23 protein-coding genes are annotated in these 21,878 nt (G+C 36.9%); 19 read left to right on the top strand and 4 right to left on the bottom strand.

Features of this window, described 5'->3' with window-relative positions; genetic code table 11:
- The first annotated feature begins 63 nt into the window (after positions 1–63).
- The 14 genes from U9M49_RS11790 (at position 64) to U9M49_RS11725 (ending at position 15,000) form a co-directional block, all read left to right on the top strand.
- The gene (locus U9M49_RS11790) at positions 64–213 is read left to right on the top strand and encodes a hypothetical protein (RefSeq protein ID WP_157733857.1); all 150 of its coding nucleotides are present in this window, start codon (positions 64–66) and stop codon (positions 211–213) included.
- Between the two features lie 11 nt (positions 214–224).
- Positions 225–896 carry a response regulator transcription factor gene (locus U9M49_RS11785; RefSeq protein WP_095371515.1) on the top strand — a complete coding sequence of 224 codons (672 nt, stop codon included), beginning with the start codon at positions 225–227 and terminating at the stop codon, positions 894–896.
- Positions 897–1,126: 230 nt separating this feature from the next.
- The gene (locus U9M49_RS11780) at positions 1,127–1,777 is read left to right on the top strand and encodes a GNAT family N-acetyltransferase (RefSeq protein WP_095371516.1); all 651 of its coding nucleotides are present in this window, start codon (positions 1,127–1,129) and stop codon (positions 1,775–1,777) included.
- Positions 1,767–2,516 carry an SDR family NAD(P)-dependent oxidoreductase gene (locus tag U9M49_RS11775; protein ID WP_322909857.1) on the top strand — a complete coding sequence of 250 codons (750 nt, stop codon included), beginning with the start codon at positions 1,767–1,769 and terminating at the stop codon, positions 2,514–2,516. The genes U9M49_RS11780 and U9M49_RS11775 overlap by 11 nt, the downstream gene beginning before the upstream one ends.
- 19 nt (positions 2,517–2,535) lie before the next feature.
- Positions 2,536–3,486: an ACP S-malonyltransferase gene (locus tag U9M49_RS11770; protein WP_307316521.1), complete on the top strand. Its 951-nt coding sequence runs from the start codon at positions 2,536–2,538 to the stop codon at positions 3,484–3,486.
- A gap of 3 nt (positions 3,487–3,489) precedes the next feature.
- Positions 3,490–4,398 carry a hypothetical protein gene (locus U9M49_RS11765; RefSeq protein WP_095371519.1) on the top strand — a complete coding sequence of 303 codons (909 nt, stop codon included), beginning with the start codon at positions 3,490–3,492 and terminating at the stop codon, positions 4,396–4,398.
- A 13-nt stretch (positions 4,399–4,411) separates the two neighbouring features.
- Positions 4,412–5,848: a class I adenylate-forming enzyme family protein gene (locus tag U9M49_RS11760; protein ID WP_322909856.1), complete on the top strand. Its 1,437-nt coding sequence runs from the start codon at positions 4,412–4,414 to the stop codon at positions 5,846–5,848.
- The gene (locus U9M49_RS11755; RefSeq protein ID WP_095373583.1) at positions 5,830–7,056 is read left to right on the top strand and encodes an aldehyde dehydrogenase family protein; all 1,227 of its coding nucleotides are present in this window, start codon (positions 5,830–5,832) and stop codon (positions 7,054–7,056) included. Before U9M49_RS11760 ends, U9M49_RS11755 begins: the two co-directional genes overlap by 19 nt.
- Positions 7,049–8,725, top strand: a complete 1,677-nt coding sequence (locus U9M49_RS11750) for a thiamine pyrophosphate-binding protein (RefSeq protein WP_322909855.1) — start codon at positions 7,049–7,051, stop codon at positions 8,723–8,725. The genes U9M49_RS11755 and U9M49_RS11750 overlap by 8 nt, the downstream gene beginning before the upstream one ends.
- A gap of 9 nt (positions 8,726–8,734) precedes the next feature.
- A complete protein-coding gene (locus U9M49_RS11745; RefSeq protein WP_095371522.1) occupies positions 8,735–9,775 on the top strand; it encodes a 3-oxoacyl-ACP synthase III family protein in 1,041 nt (346 codons plus the stop codon).
- A gap of 4 nt (positions 9,776–9,779) precedes the next feature.
- Positions 9,780–10,034: an acyl carrier protein gene (locus U9M49_RS11740; protein ID WP_095371523.1), complete on the top strand. Its 255-nt coding sequence runs from the start codon at positions 9,780–9,782 to the stop codon at positions 10,032–10,034.
- Between the two features lie 4 nt (positions 10,035–10,038).
- Positions 10,039–10,434: a 3-hydroxyacyl-ACP dehydratase FabZ family protein gene (locus U9M49_RS11735; RefSeq protein ID WP_095371524.1), complete on the top strand. Its 396-nt coding sequence runs from the start codon at positions 10,039–10,041 to the stop codon at positions 10,432–10,434.
- 146 nt (positions 10,435–10,580) lie between these two features.
- Entirely contained in the window at positions 10,581–13,661 is a 3,081-nt protein-coding gene (locus tag U9M49_RS11730) for an efflux RND transporter permease subunit (protein WP_322909854.1), read from the top strand.
- A 112-nt stretch (positions 13,662–13,773) separates the two neighbouring features.
- Positions 13,774–15,000, top strand: coding sequence for an MFS transporter (locus U9M49_RS11725; RefSeq protein ID WP_095371526.1), 1,227 nt, complete (start codon positions 13,774–13,776; stop codon positions 14,998–15,000).
- Positions 15,001–15,168: 168 nt separating this feature from the next.
- Here U9M49_RS11725 and U9M49_RS11720 read toward each other — a convergent pair whose 3' ends face one another.
- The gene (locus tag U9M49_RS11720; protein ID WP_095371527.1) at positions 15,169–15,804 is read right to left on the bottom strand and encodes an aspartate/glutamate racemase family protein; all 636 of its coding nucleotides are present in this window, start codon (positions 15,802–15,804) and stop codon (positions 15,169–15,171) included.
- Positions 15,805–15,926: 122 nt separating this feature from the next.
- Here U9M49_RS11720 and U9M49_RS11715 point away from each other — a divergent pair, with 122 nt between their 5' ends.
- From U9M49_RS11715 to U9M49_RS11705, 3 genes are all read left to right on the top strand, one after another.
- Complete coding sequence (locus U9M49_RS11715; RefSeq protein WP_322909853.1) at positions 15,927–16,592, top strand: uracil-DNA glycosylase; 666 nt, start codon at positions 15,927–15,929, stop codon at positions 16,590–16,592.
- Between the two features lie 260 nt (positions 16,593–16,852).
- Positions 16,853–17,137 (top strand): YwdI family protein, encoded by a 285-nt coding sequence (locus U9M49_RS11710; protein WP_157733858.1) that lies wholly within the window; start codon positions 16,853–16,855, stop codon positions 17,135–17,137.
- A gap of 62 nt (positions 17,138–17,199) precedes the next feature.
- Positions 17,200–17,571, top strand: a complete 372-nt coding sequence (locus U9M49_RS11705; protein WP_095371531.1) for a DUF423 domain-containing protein — start codon at positions 17,200–17,202, stop codon at positions 17,569–17,571.
- A gap of 326 nt (positions 17,572–17,897) precedes the next feature.
- On the opposite strand, the gene gerQ is transcribed toward U9M49_RS11705, so the two are convergent.
- The 3 genes from gerQ to hemQ all read right to left on the bottom strand — a co-directional run bounded on the left by gerQ (position 17,898) and on the right by hemQ (position 19,669).
- On the bottom strand, positions 17,898–18,338 hold the full coding sequence (gene gerQ, locus U9M49_RS11700) for a spore coat protein GerQ (RefSeq protein WP_322909852.1): 441 nt from the start codon (positions 18,336–18,338) through the stop codon (positions 17,898–17,900).
- A 20-nt stretch (positions 18,339–18,358) separates the two neighbouring features.
- Positions 18,359–18,781 (bottom strand): cell wall hydrolase, encoded by a 423-nt coding sequence (locus U9M49_RS11695; RefSeq protein ID WP_095371533.1) that lies wholly within the window; start codon positions 18,779–18,781, stop codon positions 18,359–18,361.
- 135 nt (positions 18,782–18,916) lie between these two features.
- Complete coding sequence (gene hemQ, locus U9M49_RS11690) at positions 18,917–19,669, bottom strand: hydrogen peroxide-dependent heme synthase (protein ID WP_095371534.1); 753 nt, start codon at positions 19,667–19,669, stop codon at positions 18,917–18,919.
- A gap of 289 nt (positions 19,670–19,958) precedes the next feature.
- Here hemQ and pta point away from each other — a divergent pair, with 289 nt between their 5' ends.
- Together pta and U9M49_RS11680 are read left to right on the top strand one after the other, a co-directional pair.
- Positions 19,959–20,936 carry a phosphate acetyltransferase gene (gene pta, locus U9M49_RS11685; RefSeq protein ID WP_095371535.1) on the top strand — a complete coding sequence of 326 codons (978 nt, stop codon included), beginning with the start codon at positions 19,959–19,961 and terminating at the stop codon, positions 20,934–20,936.
- Positions 20,937–20,963: 27 nt separating this feature from the next.
- Complete coding sequence (locus U9M49_RS11680) at positions 20,964–21,806, top strand: lipoate--protein ligase family protein (RefSeq protein ID WP_322909851.1); 843 nt, start codon at positions 20,964–20,966, stop codon at positions 21,804–21,806.
- The last annotated feature ends 72 nt before the right edge of the window (positions 21,807–21,878 follow it).

Below are 21,878 nucleotides of genomic sequence, written 5' to 3'. Positions count from 1 at the left end.
TACATTTTAACAAATTTTTGGGTGATAATGGTATTAGATAATCAAAAGGAGGGGAAAAAGAGGATGAAAGTCCTAAATAAATTTATTATTGGTTTACTACTTACTATAGGCGTATTTAATGGAGTGATTAAATCTGAAGTAGTACAAAGTAATGGTGCTGATAACATCGGTATAGGTATATTCGAAGATAAACCTATCCCAGGCCATCACTAGGAGAAAAAGTTATGAAGCCTAAAAAAGTTTTGATTGTGGGGAAAGAGAAGGCGTTCAAAAAAGGCTCGATACATTCCGTATTATTGAATAAGGAAAAATATCAGCTTCATTACTTAAACAATGAAAATCTTTTACAAGATCCACTATTTTTAAAGGGATTCTCCTTGGCAATTATTAATAAAGTTAAAAGCATTTATATAGACAGTCTTCTAGAAAATAAAGTTCCTAGCATTGTATTAATTGGAAAAAGGGAGCAGCATTTAATCTCTGTTGTAAGTAATGTCCAAGGAATCGTTTCAAAGGAAAAACCAGAAGAGATACATTTTGCCATTGAAATGATAGAAAAGGGCGGCTTTTACTTTTCGACAGCTTTAAAGCAATATATCTTTCCTTTAATGGGTAATAAAATTCCGTTTGATCTTGACGAAGAGTTGAAGTATATACCTACGATTTTAACTGAAATGGAGTTAAAAGTCGTAGAAGAGTTAATAAATGATAAAACCAATCAACAAATCGCAGATACCTTGTATTTAAGTAAGCGGACAGTTGAATACTATATTACATCTAGTATGCAAAAATTAAAAGTAAACTCAAGAGTAGGTCTGGCGGTTAAGATGACGAAGGCCATACTATTGCAGAATCAATCAATAAGTATAAGAAAAGTTCAAACGGTATATGCCTAGAGTCTGACCAAATGTCAGACTTTTTTTTATGGAAAAAGAAAAAATAGAGGGAAGTAGTTCAAAAGTGAGATTGGCATCCAATTTATTTATACAGTATACACATCTCAACTAGTAACACAGAACTAAGATAGGAGAATGTAAGAAGACGACTTACATTTGCGTGATTTACGGGTTCTTTTGACCCACTCCTATTTTATGATGAGCTTAATAAATACAAATAGGAGGAAATTATGAAAGGTAATTTTGTTAAACTACAGGCTCTTGAAGAAGAAGATTTTAAGTTGTTCTCAAAATGGGTTTGTCCATCAAAAGTAAGTGCATTGGCGAGAGGGGCCCAAGACTTTGCCACATTGGAGGACATTAAGGCTGATATTAGAACAGGGAATACAAATTATGCCACAGTGCTTACACATGACAATGAAAAGATAGGATTTATCTCCTGGCAGCCTCAGAAGTATGAAGGAAGTTATTTACTTGGTGGTGTAATAGGAAATCCCGATTTATGGGATATGGGTTACGGGGCAGAAGCCTCATTATTGATTTTAGATTATTTATTTCATTTTAAAAATGCTCACAAAGTTCAATTCATTAATGGTTTATACAATTTGAGGACTATTCGTTTTCTAATAAAGAATAAAGTCACAATAGAAGGGGTTCTACGTGATTATTTCTTCTTAGATGGAGAGTATCATGATGCTGTGGTTTCTTCTATTTTGAGGGAGGAATATTACTCTCAGGATGAGGGGAATCTGCCAGAGGATATGATCCCCAAAAGTGAAAAAGAGAAAACTAGAAAAGAATTATATGAATATCTCAATCATCAATGGAAGGATGAGTGCTTTCCAAGTTTGGTAAAAGGTGTTGGCGTTAATGTGGAGTGAAAAGGTAGTAGTCATAACAGGAGCTTCAAAAGGAATAGGAAAAAGTATGTCAAAGCATTTTACTGAATTAGGTGCAACTGTAATCATGCTTTATCGATCTTCGTTATCAGAAATCAAACAAGTAGTTGAGGAGATAAAAAAAGAAACGGGTCATGAGCGCGTGTTTTTTGAAAAACTGGATGTCAATGATATTGAAATGGTCAAAAATGTTTTTCAAAATATAATATCCACGCATAAGCGAATTGATGTACTTGTTAATAATGCGGGTATCAGTTTTGGTGGTGCATTAATTCCAAGTAATCCGGTAGAGAAGTGGAAAGAGATTGTGGACACCAACATTATGGGAACAATTAATTGCATTCATGCTGTTTCTTTTCACATGTTGTTAGCACAAAGCGGTTCAATTATTAATATATCATCCCTTTCAGGGTTGGTAGGAATAGAACGACTAAGTGCGTATAGCGCAAGTAAAGCGGGAGTAATTGGTTTAACACGCTCACTTGGAAAGGAGTATGCCCCTTATAATGTCAGGGTGAATGCAGTTGCTCCAGGATATATTGAAGACACTGGAATGGTAGATCGAATTCCAGAAAAGCAGATGACTGAGTTTCGAAAGAAAATCGCCATGGGCAGATTAGGGACTGCAAAAGAAGTTGCTGAAGCTGTATCATTTCTTGCTTCAGATAAATCAAGTTATATCACGGGGCAAACGTTAGTCGTTGATGGAGGACTAATGTGAATGGATGGAGGTAGAAAAATTGAGAACAGCCATATTGTTTCCACCTTTAATGAAACTTAAAAAGGGAGATTTCAAAAATTTATATGATCGTTTCCCTTTAGTAAGAGAACAGTTTGAACAAGCAAGTGACATTATCGGTAAAGACTTAGCAAAAAGTTTTTTTTTAGAAAATGAGGCCATGACAAATCGTGGAGATATTGCCCGAACGAGCATTGTAACAATCAGTTCAGCTTTATATAAGCTGATTAGAAATGAAATTAGTCAGCCAGATTTTTATTTAGGTCCAAGTCTAGGCCAAGTAAATGCTATCCATTGTAGTGGAAGTCTTGATTTTACAGATACTGTTAAAATGATTCAAGCTATGTGCTTAATGGAGGCTGAGGAGAAGAGAAATAAGGGCAATGGAGTTTATTTCTTCTACAACATTGATACCGAGGTACTGGATGATCATATTACTGAATTACGTAATAAAGGCTGTACGCTAGAACCATGTATGTACGGAACTTCCAATCAAATGATTGTTAATGGAGATACAAAAAGTCTTGAGGAGCTAAGTAGCAAAATATCACCTCTTGGGGGCCTTGGAATCACAATTCCTTATGGACCACCAGGTCATTGTTCTCTTCTTCAATCTGTTAAAGAGAGATTTGAGAATGAATTCATGCCCATGATCAAGCCGGTGAATCCCATTAAACCTTTGGTTAGTAACGTAACTGCCACACCCTTATATACCGGGAAAGAGATAGCGAATGAGCTAGTTAATCAGTACACCAAACCTGTTCAATGGTATCAATCGCTAAAGTTTTTAGCAGAAAATAATGTGCAAAAGTTGATTGTGGTAGGGCCTGGGAATTTTGTAGCCAAATCACTACAATTTACAGATATTGATTTTGAAGTGGAATCATATCTTGTGGCGGAGGAGATCAATAAAATATGTACAAGAAGTAGTAGTTCGTCTATTGGAGGTTAAAAGATGATAGGTCTAGTGTTTCCCGGTTTAGCACCATCATACTATGAAGATATTAAAACTTTTATGCAAAATAGTCCATTTTCAAAAAGAAGATTTGAAGAGGCGAGTGAAGTTTTAGGTTTTTCATTGATTGAGGCTTTCAAAAGTGTAGGAGATAAAGATTACGTAGTGATGGAATGTGCTTTCCTTGCCAATACAATGGCTGTGTTAGACCATTTCTATGAGGAATATAGCCTTTCTCCTCAAGTGGTAATTGGTCCGAGTTTTGGTGGAATTGTTGCAGCGATTTACGTGAAAAGCATTTCTTATAAAGAAGCTGTATGGATAACAAAAGAATCCAATAAATTATCAGGTGAATGGTATGAACGGCTGGGGGATTTCAAAACCCACTTTGTTTATAATCTTTCATTGAATGAGTCCAATAAAATCATTGAGGATTTCAAGTCGAAAGGGCATTTTTTAGAATTGGTTGGAAATATGGAGAGTGTAATGTGTTTTTGCGGTAGCGCTTCTACAATTGATCTATTAAAAAGAACCTTAAATAATAGGCCAAAGTGTTTTTCTCTTCATACTATGGGACATCCAATCCATAGTGAGGTATTAACTCCTTTACGACTAGATGTAGAAAGGGAAGTTTTTGCTAATGTTCAATTTAAGCCCCCTACTCTACCCATCATCTCGGATGTAGATGGAAGATTAATTAATCAGTCAGAGCAATTAAAAGTGATGATGTCGGAAGGATATGACCTCCCTGTACGTTGGGACTTAGTAACTGAACAGATGGAATCTCTCGGAATCAAAGAGGTGTATGTTGTAGGTCCTAAAAATTTATTTTACCAACTTCTGAAAAATAAAATTAAGACCATTAAGGTTGATCCTGATTCGATAATTAAACAGGCAGTGACCCATTAAAGGACGGAATAAAATGATATTTACAGAGAGTGGATCCTATACAAAACAAATACTCTTCCACGATATAAGACAATCTATCGAAAGTTTATCTTTTCACAGTATCTCCAGTGGAGATCGAGTTGTAATTTCCGCAGAAAATTCTTATGAGTTTATTGTTACCCTATTTTCACTAATCCATTTAGACTGCTCCATTATACTTCTAGATGGACAGGTAGGTGAACAAAAAATTAAGAGAGTTATGGAAGAAACCAATGCAAAGATTTGCTTAATAGATCGTGATTTGCCTATCGTGAATTCAATAAGTATAAAGTCATTGGCATCATCAGATGAAATATCGTATATAGAATTTAAATTAAATATCGAAAAATGGAAATCAAGAAAGGATGCACTAATACTATATACATCAGGCTCAACGGGACAATCAAAAGCAATAATAAAGTCTGGACAGTCCATGTTTATCAATTTAGAAAGTACGATGAAAAGCATGTGCTACCTTCGAAACGACATATTATTACCGGTTATTCCTTTTTCGCATTTTTACGGATTATCTTTAGTGTTCATTTGGTGGATGATGGATTGTCATTTGGTCTTATGTGATTACAAGAAAGTAAGGAAAATTCTAAAGGCTATTTCTGATTACAAAGTAACGGTTGTTGATGCTATTCCTTCTACGTATCATGTTTTAATACAGCTAATGGAAAAAAGGCAAGAGGTTAGAAATGATTTAAAAAGATCAAGTGTTAGATTGTGGTGTATTGGAGGTTCTCCATTATCGGCTAAATTAGCTGCTGATTTTGAAGGTTATGTAGGCAGGCCCTTGCTTGACGGCTATGGTCTATCTGAAGCAGGAAATATAGCTTTAAATACAGGTAACGAGAAAGGCTGCGGTAAACCTTTAGAGGGTGTAACAATAATGATAATGGATGAATATGGAAAAGAAGCTCCAACTGGAAACATTGGTGAAGTGTTAATAAAAAGCCCCGGATTAATGGAAGGATACCTTGGTTTAAAGAAAGAAACAGAAAGAGCCTTTCTAGATGGATGGTATCGTACAAGTGATTTGGGATATATGACACAAGATCAGCATCTTTACGTAGTTGGGCGAAAAGGGGAGGGGTTCCTAAGGAAAGGTTATCTCATATACCCAGCAACAATTGAAAAAGAAATATTTGATTCTTTGGGATATAGAGGGAAGGTCTTTTCCTTTAGAGACGAAAAGAAAGATTCATATGTACTTATCTTTATAGAGGAAGATCCTGCAAAAATAGCTGAAATTAAACGAAATATTTATACACATATAGATCCTTTCTATCAGCCAAATAAAATCTTAGTGTTAAAGGAATTTCCATACTTGTTAAATGGAAAGGTTGATCAGGTTGGATTACAAAAACTTGCATCACAATGGAATCAAAATAGAGAGGAGGATTCAAATTGCATAGCACTATCATAGTTGATTCTTTCCCATCTTTAGTTCTGGAGAGAAAGGAAGCGATTGAGCGTACAATTGAATATCTCGAAAAAAACAGAGAATGTATGATGGAAATATTGACAGAGGTTTCACCTTATCATACAGCTAAAGATGAAATAAATATATCTATTCAAGCTCTCACCCGCGCGATTGCAGAGGTCAATGAAAATAGGCCACCAACATTGAATAGTATGTCAGTATTTATGCCATCAAACGTTTTGTTATACTCATATGTCCTCTACTTGTTAATCCCTTCGCTTTATGTAGAAAAAATTGAATTTAGGGGATCAGGGCTTGTTATTGAACAAGTTAGAAAGCTACACAATTTGTTAAAAGAAATACATCAGTTGCCTATTCACTTATTAGAATTGTCTCATCGAAAGTACATTAAAGAATCAGCTCTACAGGCGGAACTAGTCATTTTTACTGGTGCCTATAAAAATGCTGAGGAAATTAAATTCCAACTTTCAGAAGATCAATTCTTTGTTTTCTTTGGTCACGGAGTCAATCCATTTATCTTAACTGAATCAGCGGATGTAGAAAAATCCATCAATGACCTTGTTTCTATACGGACATATAATTCCGGGCAAGACTGCTTAGGTCCAGATGTTATTTATGTGCCAGAACATTTGAAAGAACCATTCGTTTCAATGTTAAAACAAAGATTAGAGATACTCAAATTCGGTAGCAATAAGGACGAAGTAATGGATTATGGCCCTATTCACTACCTATCTGCAATAGACGTTGTGGCCGTACATTTAAATCAATTTAGTAACTATATCTACTCAGGAGGTAATATTCATTATCGTGAAAGAAGAATAGAACCAACGATCTTGTTAAGCAAAATAGAGGATGATTTGCCAATGGCTGAATTCTTTTCTCCTATCTTTAATGTGGTTACGTATAAGAATGTTGACGAAATCTTGGAGGTTTTTAATACAGGTTATTTTCTTGAGAGAGCGATGGGGGCAACGGTGTATGGAGATTGCAATAAAAATTTAATCGATGCATTACATAAGAGGCATACGGTATCAATAAATGAAACCTTATTAGATATAGAAAATGGAAATGCCCCGTTCGGAGGTTATGGTCCGATGGCTAATTATGTTTCTTATAAAGGTCAATTAATCATTAAGCCTATTTTACTTTCGAAAATCCTCCATGATTATTGGGAGTCGAAGCATGACTAGTAATACAGTGTGGTATGCAATTACACAAGCCCTAAAATGCAATGGAGTAACTCAAGTTTTTGGTTTACCTAGTGATGATCTTGCACTAATGATAGAAATAAAAAAGAATAACATTAATTTTTTAATAACAAAGGATCAAAGAAATGCGATGTTCATGGCAACTGGTTATAGTTTGGCCATGAATCAATTAGGTGTATGTGTTGTTGGAAAAGGACCAGCAATGATGAATTGTATGACGGGTGTCCTTGAGGCAGATGCACAATGTGCACCGGTTTTAATCATTGCAACTAGCACTAAAACAGAAAAATATGGCTTTAATAGGTCCTTCCAGGAAGCTAATCAATACGAAGTTGTGTCTCCTCTAGCAAAGTGGGCCCACCGTGTGGAGAGCGCTGATTCAATTCATTGGGTAATGAAGAAAGCAATATTTCTTGCCACATCAGGATCACCTGGACCTGTTTATATAGAAATACCAGAGGACATTGGTTTTCAACAGGTGCAGAAAAATGAATTTTCCTCATATATACCTACCATTCATTCAAAGCTTTCTGCAGATGTAGAAAATATAAACAAAGCAAGAAGGATGATTAAAGAATCAACAAAACCGATCATCATTTACGGGGGCGGAACGAAACGGGGAAGAGATAGACATATATTAAAGGCATTTGCGGAATGGCTTAGGGCACCTATCTTTGTAACAGCTTCAGGACGTGGTGCGATTTCTGAAGAGGATCCTCTTTTTTGTGGTTTAGCAGGATTATATTGTCCAGCTCATATGATGGAACTTATCACACAATCAGATTTATTTATATCAGTGGGTAGTAGACTCGAAGAAACAGCTACTTTCGGTTGGGAAGCCTCACTAAAAGCAAATAAAATGATTCAAATTAATATCAGTGAGCAAGGTTTCAATCTTTTGTATGATAGTTTTAATCTCCAGGGGGATGCAGAAGAAATTTTAAGTAAATTAATGGAGACTAGTATTCCAAGAGAAGATTCATATCAGTGGATAGAATTTGCGGAAAATTTAAAGAATCATCTCTTTAGAGAAAAGGATGCAGTAACTTATCATTATAATCAATTAAGGGTTGCTGACATTCTTAACGTGTTAAATAGTTATTTACCTAAAGAGGTTGTTTTTGTTCATGAAAATGGTTTGCAAGACATGTGGAGTTATTTTTATCCTTATCATGCTCTAAAAGCGGGTCAGGATGCTATTACTCCTAGCGAACAAACGCCTTTAGGATTTGGAGCAGCAGCAGCAGTAGGGGTTGCCCAAGCTCAAAAAGACAAAATGGTTGTGGCTATAGTAGGAGACGGTGCATTTAATCTTTTCCAAAGCGATCTTTCAACTGTAGTACAAAATAAAATTCCCATCATATATGTTGTTTTAAATAATGGTGGATATGGATGGTTAGCTTATCAAAATAAAAATAATGGGGCATCTTCCGTTTTTATTCATGAAGAGGAATCGGCGCTTATAGGTGTACATTCAAATCTGCATCACCTACAAGTAAAATCCTGTCATGAACTCGTAGATTCAATTAAAGAAGCTATGGCTGCGTATAGAGTAGGTAAATCAGTTATACTAGAATGCTTTGTACAAGTAAATGATGTAGCATCTGCTTTAAAAGATATATATGGGGATTTTCCAATAAAGGAGAGGTGAATAAGGTAAATGGAAGCATTACTCACTGAAAAAATATTGAATCAAACGGGTTTAGAAATCCCAGTTAATATTCAAGGGATAGGATTTCGTGTACCAGGCAAAATTGTAAAAAATGAAGATCTGGTGAAAGAACTAGATACAAGTGATCAATGGATACAGGACAAAACCGGAATAAAGGAAAGGAGGTACTTAGAAGATGAGTATGTGACTTCTGACCTCTGTGCAAGTGCAGCGGCGGAGGCACTCTTGGATGCCGATATTCAAGCAGAAGAGATTGATGCCATTATTGTAACCACTACATCACCTGATCAAGCATTACCTTCAACTGCAATGATTATCAAAGAAAAAATAGGTGCAGAAAAAGCGATTCCGATTGATCTTACGCAAAGTGGCTGTGCAGGTGGGATATATGCTATGTATGTCGGGACTCATCTACTCCAAAATAGCAATGTGAAAAATGTATTAGTGATCGGTTGTGAAATCCTTTCGAGGATTAGTGATCCAAAGGATCGCACTACACGTGTGTTTTTTGGTGATGCAGCTGGAGCAATGGTGTTGCAAAAAACAAGAGAGGGTGAAGGCATTCTTTCCTTCCATTTAGATTCAGAGCTTAATTATGCAGTTCAAATCCCTGGAGGCGGGACAGTACCATTGGGTGAAAATGAAGATTATAGAACAAGCCAATTTGTTAAGATGAATGGTCGTGAAGTCTGGAATACTGCAACAAGAGTAGTTCCAACCTCTATAAGGGAAGCCATATTATCTGCAGGATTAACAATAGGTGATATTGATCATTTCTTAGTCCATCAGGCAAATCTTAATATAGTAAAAGAAGTTATGCATGATTTAAATGTCCCACTCGAAAAAACGACCATAACTGTACAAGAATATGCCAATACTGGTTCAGCGACATTATATTCAGTTTTATATAAAGCCTTGAAAGATGGAAAAGTGAAAGAGGATGATACGATTGTTCTTTCAGCTATTGGTGCGGGTTTCTTATGGGGTTCTATCTGCTTAAAATATACTAAAAATGAGAAAAGGGGTTAGGAAAATGAAAGAAAAAATAAAAGAAAAATTTATTGAGGTCTACAAAATGGACATTAAACCGGAGGAATTATTGGATGATAGCTATTTATTTGGGCCAGATTCAGTATATGGTTTAGATTCTATGGATGTTTTGGTTTTCATTAATGAATTAAAAAAAGAATTTGGCTTAGAATATAGCACACTAGATACTGATTCCTTTATGACTATCAATAATATTATTAGTTTTATTGAGAAACAAAAAAAATCTGAATCTGTTTAAGGTTATGGAAAGCTTATCGTATTTACCGCACAAATACCCTTTCCTATACGTAGATCGAGTAGTTGAAAGAGACCCGATGAAGTGGGTAAAGGGTTATAAAAATATAAGCAATAACGAATGGTTTATCAGTGAAAGTCAAAAAAGTATGCCCTCTACACTTATTATTGAAGCAATTGGTCAAATAGGCGCTTTTGTCCGTATTGAAAAATCAGAAAAATATGAAATATTAGCTGGGATTAATGGCGCTCAAATACATGGTTCAGCCTATCCAGGGGATAAGTTAGATTTGTACTTTGAGGTTACAAGGATAAGAAATGGATTAATGAAAGGGAAGGGTATTGCTTCAGTTAATGGTTCTGTAATTGTTTCTATAGATGAAATTACAACTGTTTACCTATGAAAAAACCTCCTTTTTTAGGAGGTTTTTAGCATTTTTTAATAACAGGCGAAATTTGCGTGATACTCTAATCTTTTTGTTGTTCAAACTGAATACAATAGAGAGGTGTTTGTAGGTGATAATAAGTAAAATATAGAAGGAGTCGAAGAATGAAGTCAATCATTAATTTTTCAATTAAGAACAAGCTCGCAATTTGGATCGTCACAATCTTTATTATAGTCTTTGGTATGTTTTCTGCCTTTCAAATGAAAATGGAGCAACTCCCAAATATTAATGAGCCAATCGTTGATATTACAACTATTTATCCCGGTGCATCGTCTGAAGAAGTTTCGGATAAAATTACCAATCAGATAGAAAATGGTGTGCGGAATTTAGATGGGGTAAAAAATGTGGTATCAACTTCCATGCAAGACGCGTCATCGATCCAAGTAGAATATGGATTTGACAAGGATCTTAAGGAAGCAGAGCAGGAAATTGAAGAAACGATAAAAAACCTGAATCTTCCGGAGGATGCCCAGACACCAAAGGTTGCGAGACTTAGCTTTAATGATTTACCAATTTTAGTAGTATCCGTATTAAATCAGAATAGTAACCTTTCGGAAGTAAGCAATCTCGTAAAAAATGAAATACAGCCGGCTTTTGAAGAAATTCAGGGAATCTCTACAGTAAATATCGTTGGGAATGAGACGAAAGAGGTCAGAATCAATCTTTTACCGGAAAGACTACAAGAATATCAACTGCGTGATCAAGACGTAGCAGAATATTTGAATAGCGTGTTAAATGAATTTTCATTAGGCGTGAAAGAGGTTGATAATCAAGAAAAGGTCGTTGCGATTCAAAGCGAATTGGATATAGAAAAACTAAAGGATATTAGTGTGCCAATTAATCCGCAATCTGTAATAGAAGGAGTAGATCAAACAGCAGAAGCAACACCTACCCTTAATGATATTGCCGAAATTGAGTTAGAGCAAAGCTCTTCGTCCATCTCTAGATTTAATGGGGAAGAGTCAATTGGTATCCAAGTAGTACAAGGAGTAAACGGGAATACGGTTGAAATTATTGACGCAATAACCAATAAAATGGATGAATTAGAAAAACAGTATGACGGTTTAACATTTGAAACAGTATTGAATAGTGGCGATCCAATAAAAGATTCCATCAGTATGATGTTCAAAAAGGCTCTAATAGGAGCCGCCTTTGCAGTATTGATTATATTACTGTTTCTGAGAGATATAAAATCTACCCTTATATCGGTTATTTCAATTCCACTATCATTACTCATTGCATTATTGTTACTTCATCGAATTGGAATTAGCTTGAACTTAATGACAATTGGAGCGATGACAGTTGCCATTGGAAGAGTAGTTGATGACTCAATTGTTGTTATTGAGAACATTCATAGAAAAATAAAGTTATCTAAAGAACCATTGAGTGGAAATGCATTAATTGTAGCAGCTACAAAGGAAATGTTTTCACCAATTATGTCCTCTACGATTGTAACAATTGCAGTGTTCCTTCCATTAGGGCTTGTTGATGGTCCAGTAGGAGAACTATTTTATCCTTTTGGATTAACAATCGTATTTGCCCTTTTAGCCTCACTGTTAGTTTCTATAACAATTGTGCCAATGATGGCTCATTTTATGATGAGTAGAAAAGTTGAAAAGCGTGCTTCTAGAGATAAGAAACATAAAGGAGAAACGTATAGAAAGATACTAAGATGGAGTCTTAATCATAAAATCGTATCTTTCACATGTATCAATATTCTTTTAATTGGTAGTTTGTTTTTGATTCCATTTATTGGCGTCACCTTCATACAAGAAGATGAAAATAATTTACTTATTATCACTTATGATCCAAAAACAGGTGATACAAGAGAAGAAATTAATGAGCAAGTGGAGACTGTAGAAGATTATTTGCTTGGCAGGGAACATATTGAGCTCGTTCAATCATCACAAGGTGGAGGAAATCCACTTAACCCAGCGGATACGCGACAAGTTTTATTCTTCATTAAATATAAAGGAAGCGTTGAAGACTTTGGAAAAGAGCAGGAAGTAATCTCTGCTGAAATTCGGAAGCAAACCGAGGGAGAATGGAGTTTTCAGGATTCTGGTTCAGGCAATAGTCAAATGAATATTTATGTTTACGGTAATAATTTTGAAGAGATTAATCAGTCAATAGGTCAGATTGAAGATAAACTATCAAATAGAGAAGAAGTAAAGAGCATAAAAACTAATGTCTCTGAGTTGCATGATAAGCTTGGTTTTCAGCTGAAACTGGATGAATTAATTGATAATGGTGTGCACCCAGAACAGGTTTATTCAGCACTAGGTGGAGGGGTTGACATGAGACTCACCACTATAAATGAGGAAGGAGACGACTTACCTGTTTACTTGAATACAGCAAAAGCGATTGAAAAACAGGAGGATTATCTTAAGTTGCCTATTTCCACTTTGTCTGGTGAAGAGATAGAACTATCAGAGGTGACAGAACTTATTGAGCAAGAAGCTCCCTCAGCTATATACAATCGTAATGGCAAGCAATATGGTGAAGTAACGATTAATGTTCAAAGCAATGATATCAATAAGACAATCAAAGGTTTAGAAAGTGAATTAAAAGGGATTTCATTTGGGAATGGAGTCAACCTCGAATTTGGCGGTGTTTCAGATCAAATTGAAGACTCTTTTAATCAATTAATTATTGCTTCAGGTCTTGCTATCTTCGTTGTATTTTTCGTTTTAATTGTCACATTTGGAGGTGGTCTAGCACCATTTGCTATCCTATTCTCCTTGCCATATGCAATTATTGGGAGTTTGGTTGGACTCTTGTTAACTAGAGAACCAATTAGTATTTCAGTAATGATTGGTGCCTTAATGTTAATCGGAATAGTTGTAACAAATGCGATCGTTTTAGTGGCGAGAATTATTCAGAATGAAAAAGAAGGTATTGATTTAAGGGAGGCAATATTAGAAGCGGGTACAACACGTTTGAGACCGATATTAATGACCGCTTTTGCAACTGTAGGGGCATTGGTTCCACTTGTGTTTACTGGTGAGACGGATGGAAGTGGCTTAATTTCGAGGGGGTTAGGGATAACAGTCATTGGTGGTCTTACAACTTCAACAATACTCACTTTGATTGTAGTTCCAGTTGTTTATGAAGCTTTAATGAAGATGAAAAAGAAGTTTAAAAAGAAAAGAGCTCAAAAAGAAGAAGTAAACATTGAGGCTTAGTGGTGTTTTCACTAGGCTTTCTTTTTCTCAATTCTGTGGGTATTTTGGACGAGAATAAGATCTGTTTATGCTTTTAAATTTGTGTGAAAGTATTCAAAAAGGAGAATGAAAGGTGAGTTCAATTTTTAATAACCGCTTTATTTATTGTATCCTTTTCTCTGCCTTATTTCTTCAAATGGGTATTTGGATTAGGAACTTTTCGATATTACTATTTGTTACTGAACAAACGAATGGGAACGCTATAGCCATTTCTTTTATTATGCTTGCGGAGTATGCCCCCATTTTCTTGTTTTCTTTCCTAGGAGGAACATTTGCAGACCGTTGGCGACCAAAGAAGACGATGGTATGGTGTGATATTCTTACGGCAATATCAATTTTTGCTATTTTTGCTGCGCTACTTTTTAGTACTTGGAAAGTTGTCTTTTTTATTACTTTAATTTCTGCAGTACTTTCCCAGCTTTCACAACCAGCGGGTATGAAGTTATTTAAGCAAAATCTCCCAGACAAACTATTACAGCCTGCGATGTCTCTTTATCAAACCTTATCTGCTGTTTTTATGATAATGGGGCCGGTCATTGGTACCATTGTTTATGAAAACTTAGGCCTTCTCCCTTCCATTTTAATAACTGGAAGTGCCTTTCTATTATCTGCTTTTTCGTTGTTTTTCATTACAGAGAGTAAAAATATTGAAAGGGAGTCGTCCATACATATAGCCAATATTTTGGATGATATGAGGGGTGGAATAAAATACGTCCTTAAAAATAATCAATTAAAAGCGCTGGGAGCATGTTTCTTATTTGCAGGACTAGCAGTAGGGCTCATTCAACCAATGAACATTTTTATTGTCATGGAAAAATTGTCATTAGGAACAGAGTATTTACAGTGGCTTCTCATGATAAATGGCTTAGGAATGGTGATTGGTGGAGTAATATCATTTACTTTATCTAGTAAGATACAACCGATGAAGTTTTTAGCAATAGGAGTGGCAATGACCGCGATATCTATAAGTATAATTGGCTATTCAACAGTACTTATGCTAACACTATTAGGACAATTTTTATATGGGGTATTTCTTCCGGTTATTCAAATTGGCATTCATACAATGGTATTAAAAAATACGAATGATCATCTTATAGGGAGGGTCAACGGTATTTTAGTGCCTCTGTTTAGTGGGTCTATGGTAATGAGTATAACATTAGTAGGCATATTAAAAAGTGTGGTATCAGTAACTTTTATCTTTCAAGTGTCTGCTTGTTTATTCCTTGTTGCTTTGGCGATTATTTTACGAAACACAAAGCAGCAGTCATTGAATGAACCAGGACAAGCTAGAAATGTTTAATGTGTGAAGCTACTAAATAGTGAGCAACTACTATATGAATTTATCATTCCTTGTGAATAGGTGGCTTCATTTGAATCCGTATCGATACAAACATTTCTTAATAAAAATGAACAGTAGAGCAATTTAGTGAATAAAAGAAACAAGCAGTGGTTATGCTTGTTTCTTAAATCATTTTTGCAGTATATATTGAAAACACCGTTTCGCAGTTGCTTCCGGTGCAACAAGAATAGGGGTGTTGGGTGTTACTTGGTTAGCTACATGTGCCATGCTGTATTGCGAGAGGACGATGACATCTACCTTTCCATCCATTTCCGCCACCATTCTCCTGACTCTTTCGTCATGCTCTTCTTTTTTCCCTTCAAAAAGTAGATGGATGATGCCAGGATCAACAACAGATTCAATGGCACAGTTCGGTTGACGTGCTTGTAGGTAATTAATTAGCGCTTCGGGTGTTTCTCTGACGGTAGAGATTAAACCGATACGATTATATTCTAAAGCCTCATCTAGCATCGCTTCGTCTGAACGGAACATTTTCACTCGACAAAGTGGTTGAAGGATAGCTGTTAAAGGATTGAATGCCGAACAAGTTAGCTGAATACAATCAGGGCGAGCTTCCGCTGCTAAAGAGACAGATTTTGAAAAGCGCCGAGCAATTTCTGGTGTCAATGAGCCGCTTTCTTCAATCATCGTCAGTAAGTGAGTATCCATGAAATGTAATAATTCAACCTCAGGCGCCACTTTTCTAAACGCTTCTTCTATAGGCTTTAAAGCAGTCGTTGTTGCGTGTATTAAGGCAACCTTCATTTTATCTATCACCTCATCCTTTCCGCTTTCGTGCTTTCATTTCCGAGCAGTTAATTGTATTCTCTATAGTATATCTAATAATCAATGAAAATAGTATAAAAACTAATGAAGGAGAGAAAGAGATGAATTCGGATTGGCAGAATAGACTTTCTCCGGAGAAAGAAAAGCCTTACTTCCAAAAGTTGATGAGCTTTTTAGAACAGGAATATCGGCATCATACGATTTATCCTGTAAAGGGAAATATCTTTAATGCATTGGAATATACGAGCTTTGAAGAGACAAAGGTGGTTATCCTTGGTCAAGACCCATATCATGGTGCCAATCAGGCGCATGGCTTAAGCTTTTCGGTACAACCTGGTGTGAAAATACCTCCGTCTCTACGAAATATATATAAAGAATTAGAAGCAGATATTGGTTGTCCCATACCTAACCATGGTTGCCTCATTTCTTGGGCGAAGCAGGGGGTATTATTATTAAATACGGTATTAACAGTAAGAGAAGGAGAGGCCAATGCTCATCGTGGACAAGGGTGGGAAGAGTTTACGAATCATATTATTACTTCTTTAAATCATAGAGAGAAGCCTATTATTTTTGTGTTGTGGGGGAAGCCCGCGCAAGCGAAGTTAAAGTTAATTAATACAGAAAAACATGCCACTATCCTCGCGCCCCATCCGAGTCCGTTATCTGCTCATAGAGGCTTCTTTGGTAGCAAGCCATTCTCAAAAATTAATCAAAAATTGTTAGAATGGGGAGAGAAACCGATAGATTGGAAAATAGACAATTTATAAGACTTTTCGTCATGTTTCACGTGAAACGAGAGGGGTGCTGTCGAAATGCCGGAGAAAAAGGTAAGCTGTGTCAAATGTAAATTTTTCTATGTTACATGGGATCAAAGATTTCCCAGAGGCTGCAAGGCATTTGGTTTTAAAACAAAAAAATGGCCATCGATGGAGGTTCATACTGCGTCAGGGCAATCGTGTTTGCGTTTTGAAAAGAAGAACTGATACACTATAAGAAGAAAAAGATGGTAGATGAAGTAGGTGAATACATGAGTATTTCAATCGAGAAAATGCTAAGTAAAATGGAAGCTGAGATTAGTGAGGCGAAGGGGTTAAATGAATCGGCAGTAAGAGAAAGAGTCCATGCTATTAAAACGTTGTGTGAAGTGATTCTTGATCAACAATCAACGGGAGCAGTCCGGGCGGCGCAAACGCAGCAACAACCGATGGTAACTACCCAGACGAATATCCCCAGTCCTCAACAGGTAAGCCTGAATGAAAAACCAATGAAAATGGGTGATGAGGCAAACGGTGAGTCAATTTTTGACTTTTAAGGAGTGGCTTTGCTTTACCTGTTATACTAAATATATACTTAAAAGAAAGAGGCTGAAAATAAATGAAGCTTTTCATCATTATTGGGGCGATTTTTGCCTTTCTAGCAGTTGCATTTGGTGCATTTGGTGCCCATGCTTTAGAAGGTAAAGTAGTAGGCAAGTATATGGATAATTGGCAAACGGCTGTACAATATCAAATGTTCCATGCTATTGGAATTTTTATTGTTGCTTTATTATTATCGAAAATGCCAGACTCCTCCTTATTAACTTGGTCGGGCTGGTTAATGGCATTTGGTATCTTATTTTTCTCTGGAAGTTTATATATCTTAGCATTAACGAAAATATCCATATTAGGCGCCATTACACCTATTGGTGGTGTAGCATTCCTTGTAGGTTGGGTACTTATTCTTGTATTTGCTGTAAAACACCTATAATAATGAAGGGCTGAACATTTATGATGTTCAGCCCTTTTTCAAAAGAAAGTATAAAATTGTTCAATGAGTTATCATGTCTAGCTCCAGCGTCATGGAGCTCGAGGTCATAAGTCAAAGCTGTCTATGAGGTAAAGGACAACCTCACAGCCATCTTCGTCTTATGCTTGTCGCTCCAGAGCGAGCCGCTTCCGCTTTTCATCATGTCTAGCTCCAGCGTCATGGAGCTCGAGGTCATAAGCTAATCCGTCAAAAAGGTTAAAGAACAACCTTTCCGCCGGCTCGTCTTATGCTTGTCGCCGAAAGGCGGGCGCCTTCCGCTTTTCTGCTTACCTTGGGTTGTATTGTGTTAATTGTGCTGGATAATAGTATTCAATCTCCTCAGGAAAAACAACATAATCTAAATAAATCATTGGGATTAAGTAGCGCTCACCCGTTTCGGGGTCACTAATAATGACATGATCACGTCCAGCTGCTTCAATGATTCCTTTAAACACTTTGGCATTCCATTGTGAATTATTTTCAAATGTTGTATAAATGGATGCAAGCTTGCCGCGATTTAATCTGAGAATATTTTCAATAAAGGATTGTTCCATTGGCAGTTGACCTGTTGTTTGACCTTGAACGTTTGTTGGCATCCCTTGTGTTGGTATGTTTACTTGAGGTGGTTGAGTGTTGTAATTCTGTTGAGGCTGCTGCTGATATTGGTTGCTGTATTGCTGTTGTTGTTGGGGATACCCACCATAATAAGGATAACCTTGTTGAGTCATTGCACTTCCCTCCAAATAAATTAATAAACAGATGGGCAATCTGATTCGGTAGGGATATAGAAACAGTGTGATTTGAACCTACCTGAATTCCATTGGTTATACCATTGTGCTGGACAATCGCCACCTGGTCTAAAAAACCATAAAGCATTACTAGCAGGGTGTTGCCTTTCGCCTTTTAAAACTCTTCTTGCTAAGTTCAATTCATTCGATCGTGCCGCTTGATAAAAATAGCCTTTCTGCGTTGCTTCAAACCCACCAGGATTTTGAAAAACCATTTGCCTAATGGATGTAATGTCTTTAAAATCCAAGCAATTACCAAGGACGCGATTGACGCCGACATTGCCAACCATTAACATACCAAGATTTCCTTCACCTTCTGCTTCTGCACGCAAAAGTCTTGCTAGTAGCTTTACATCTGCTTCTGTGTAGGCTATCACGCCCATACAATCACCTCTTAAAAGTTTTGCCATGTTGCTAGATAGAGGCTTATTCATAAACTCACTATTTATAACTATGTATAAGCCTTTTCTTTTATGACAAAAAAACTCCCGCCAATAAATTGACGGGAACAATATCGATTAATTAACATGTAAAAACTTACTTAAGCCACTTTCTGGTAATAGGTTGCCTACATAGAAGGCACCGAACTCTCCGTAACGAGCACTTACTTCATCAAAACGCATTTCGTATACGAGCTTTTTGAATTGTAGCACATCGTCGGCAAATAAAGTGACGCCCCACTCATAATCGTCAAATCCAACTGAGCCAGTGATGATTTGTTTAACTTTGCCAGCATAAGAGCGCCCGATGAGACCATGGCTGCGCATTAATTCACGACGTTGATCCATTGGGAGCATATACCAGTTATCCTCACCTTGTCTACGCTTATCCATTGGATAGAAACAAACATATTTCGCTTGTGGAAGTGTTGGATATAGTCGACTTCTCACATGAGGATTCTGATAAGGGTCTTCATTAGAATCTCCTGCCATATAGTTACTTAATTCTACGACAGAAACATAAGAGAAAGTCGGAATCGTATATTCTGCTAATTTTGTTTTATTGAATTCGTTTTCTAGCTCATTTAATTCTTCCATTGTTGGGCGTAAAAGCATCATCATAAAGTCTGCTTTTTGACCGACAATTGTATATAGTGCATGGCTACCTTGCTCGGCAGCTTGCGTGGTGTTCCATTTATCAACCAGTGATAGAAATTCGTGAATAGCGGCTTCACGCTCATCGCTAGAAATCATTTTCCATGTAGTCCAATCGATGGCACGGAAGTCATGGAGACAATACCAGCCGTCAAGAGTTTTTGCTGCTTCGTTCATTGTCATCGCTCCTCATATATGTACTATTTACTTCATGTTTACTATACCATAGTTTAGCCAGCAAACCACACGATTAAAACTAGCTAGTGTTGATTAGTTATTTTGCTTAATGGATAGGTTATAAGTATGATATGAATGAAGAGCTTCAGTGCACTGTTTTATTTAAGAGAATTCATTTTTTGGAATTAACCGACATTTGCCTTTTCTATTGCTATTTAACGAGCGGTCTATTGTAATGGAAGAAGAGAAGAAATAATTGCATTTAAATGATTAATTGGAGGGGCTTAATATGAGCAACTTATTTGAAATAATGAAAGCAAAAATAAACGGGAAGAGCTTGAAAATCGTTTTTCCTGAAGGTACAGACGATAGAATTCTTATTGCTGCCAGTCGCTTAGCTGAGGAAGGCATTCTTGTACCTATTTTACTTGGAGATGAAGAGGGAATTACTAATCAGGCCACTAAATTAGGGGTTTCTTTAGAAAATTGTACAATCATTGACCCAAAAAATAGTGAGTATATGGATGAATTGCTTCCTGTATTTGTCGACCGGAGAAAAGGGAAAGTAACAGCGGAAGCAGCAAAGGAAATTCTTTTGGATGAAAACTATTTTGGAACGATGCTTGTTTATGCAAACAAAGCGGACGGCTTGGTAAGTGGAGCGGCACATTCAACAGCAGACACTGTCAGACCGGCATTACAAATTATTAAAACAAAAGCAGGGGTGAAAAGGACCTCTGGTGTATTTATTATGGTTCGTGGGGAAGAACAATATGTTTTTGCTGACTGTGCGATCAATATTTCCCCTGATGCAGAAGGATTAGCAGAAATCGCTGTAGAGAGTGCAAAAACAGCAAAAATGATGGATATTGATCCTCGTGTGGCTATGTTGAGCTTTTCGACAAAAGGATCTGCAAATTCTCCAGAAACTGATAAGGTCATTGAGGCAGTAACTATGGCAAAAGAAAAAAATTCAGAGCTTGTCATTGATGGAGAGCTTCAGTTTGACGCAGCGTTCGTACCTTCTGTCGCAGAGAAAAAAGCGCCGGGTTCACCAATCAATGGACAAGCAAATGTCTTTGTATTCCCAAGCCTCGAAGCAGGAAATATTGGCTATAAGTTAGCGCAAAGATTAGGTGGATTTGAAGCGGTAGGTCCGATTTTACAAGGTTTGAATCAACCGGTTAATGATCTTTCCCGCGGTTGTAATGAGGAAGATGTCTATAAGCTTGCGATTATTACGGCTAGCCAAGCTTTAGTCGAATAGTTCTTAAATGGTAAAGGAGCAGAAGGAATGGAAGAGGCTTTAAATTTATTAGAACAAAAAGAATGGCGTATAATTGATCAGTCGCAATCAGGGCGATTTGTCAGTGCACTTCACTCTTTCGGTATGGATGATACTTTATGCGCTTCGGTTGGGGCGGGACTCTCTCCTGCTACTGCGAGAAGCTGGGTGCATGACCGCACAGTCGTACTTGGTATTCAAGATACAAAACTGCCTTTTATTAACGCAGGGGTTCAATTTTTACAGCAACAAGGTTATGACTGTATTGTGCGGAATTCAGGTGGGCTTGCGGTTGTTCTCGATGAAGGTGTCTTGAATATTACTTTAGTGCTGCAGGAAACGGAAAAAGGTATTGATATTAACCGTGGATATGATGCGATGTGGTTTTTAGTGAAAGAAATGTTCGCCGATTTTCCCGTAGAAATTGAAGCGAAAGAGATCACCAAGTCCTACTGTCCGGGGAGTTATGATCTAAGCATTGGCGACCAGAAATTTGCAGGCATTTCACAACGCAGATTGAGAAAGGGTGTCGCTGTGCAAATCTACCTTTGTGTAAATGGCAGCGGCAGTGAACGAGCGCAGATCATTCAAGAATTTTACCGTATTAGTAAAGAGGATGAGAAGACTAAGTTTACTTATCCTGACATTGATCCAACAGTGATGGCTTCGCTAGCTGAACTACTCCAAACGGAATTCACCATAGAAGATGTGATGCTCCGCTTCCTACAAACATTAAAGAAACATAGTGGCACGCTTCATTCAGGTCAGTTAACCGTCACTGAAGCACCAATGTTTGAAAACTATTTCGACCGTGTAGTCGATAGAAACGAAAAAATCATGAACAAGAAATAATATGGGTCCAGGCAACTCCCGAATAATTTGCAGATTTTAGAATGAAAACAGGTGCTCTTTTGCTCGTTTTAC

Source organism: Cytobacillus sp. OWB-43, assembly GCF_034651445.1.
Classification (GTDB): domain Bacteria; phylum Bacillota; class Bacilli; order Bacillales; family Cytobacillaceae; genus Cytobacillus; species Cytobacillus kochii.
Note: the sequence above shows the minus strand (reverse complement) of the source record. Positions and strands in the feature narration are given on the sequence as shown.